This is a genomic window from Pseudorhizobium halotolerans (genome assembly GCF_902153235.2).
Classification (GTDB): Bacteria; Pseudomonadota; Alphaproteobacteria; order Rhizobiales; family Rhizobiaceae; genus Neorhizobium; species Neorhizobium flavum.
On sequence record NZ_CABFWE030000011.1, the window covers coordinates 75,639 to 76,885 of the forward strand.

1 protein-coding gene and 1 pseudogene are annotated in these 1,247 nt (G+C 59.0%); both read left to right on the forward strand.

Translation table 11 applies throughout. From position 1 onward, the window contains the following. Positions 1-553 precede the first annotated feature (553 nt). A pseudogene (gene repC, locus FN060_RS23160) lies at positions 554-914 on the forward strand (plasmid replication protein RepC); the annotation flags it as partial. A 139-nt stretch (positions 915-1,053) separates the two neighbouring features. After that, a partial coding sequence (locus FN060_RS15770; protein WP_211181473.1) for a hypothetical protein occupies positions 1,054-1,247 on the forward strand: 194 nt, incomplete at its 3' end.

Genomic DNA, 1,247 nt, shown 5'->3' on the forward strand with positions numbered 1-1,247 from the left:
TGGCTTGGGACAAAACGAATGATCAACTCCTGGACGGCATTGACGTCCGCGATCCGGAGTTTGAGGAATGGCTTAGGCTGGAACGGCAAGTTTGGCAAACAGGGCTGCGACGTGTTCGAGAGTCCGCGATGCCTGATAGAGTTGACGCGGCGGGAAGTTGGGGGGAGCATGGACGTGCCACGTCCCTGCCGCATATTGCACAGGTGCACCGGGGGTAGGCAGAAGCGCCCGCTCTAGCCGATCGAACTTGGTCGATCTGCGCCAGGTTGGAAATGAGCGGATCAACCAGGAGATTCAAAGTGCGCAAGGGCAGTCGGCGGAGAATCATTGGTTTAGTTCGCTTTACGTAGTCAGTTCGTCATCAGTACGAGGACGATCAGTAGAGTGCATCGGCGGACACCCCCGACGATTCAACCTCGCTCCCAGGAGCATCAGTACCGAGCCCTATTTTGGCTTGCAGAGCTGGTCGCGCCTTCTTTTTGTCAGTGAGCAATCCAGGAATCGATCGGGCGCCGTAGGGGCAAGGCCTGAGGAAGAGTCGCGACGTGAGCCCGAGCCGTTGAAGCCGTTCCCCCGTGGGTATGGTGTTGCGTGCTTGCCCGGACATCTCCGCCTACGGTCCCGGCGGCGTAGTTGCCAACTGGCGCGACATGATGAGCGCGGCGGTGGTGGTGCGATCAATGCTGGGTGTTAGTCCTTCAGCCTATCAGGAAGCCTGCGAGGTGATGGGGCCTGAGAATGCGGCGACTGCGATGGCCTGCATCCTGGAGAAGGGGGGGCAGATCAACTCGGCCGGCGGCTATGTGCGCGACCTGACCCGTAAGGCGAGCCGTGGCGAGTTTTCGCTCGGACCGATGCTGATGGCATTGCTGCGGACTGCAGGCCTCGAAGTCAGACGCGTCTCAAGATCGTAATCTGCTTGTCCCTGGCCCGTAGCTCACTCCGGATGTTTTTCGCTTGGGCACCCGCACAACCTGCCAATTTAGCTGCTGCGTTGACCAGGCGAATCCTGTATCTCATCCAGACGTGAGGCCGGTGAAGTGGGAGTTCAGCATGACGCCTGAACGGCGCAGGGAGATCTTTGATCGCGTTGTCGATCGTTGGGCTCAGCGCGGTTTTCAGTTTGAGACCAGTCAAATATTCCGCGCCAGCGTTGACGACTGGATCGAGGGCCGGATTTCAATCCAGGACCTGAAACAGCGGTACTCAGAATTCCTTCGCACCCAATCCTACCGGGCCTCTGGTCT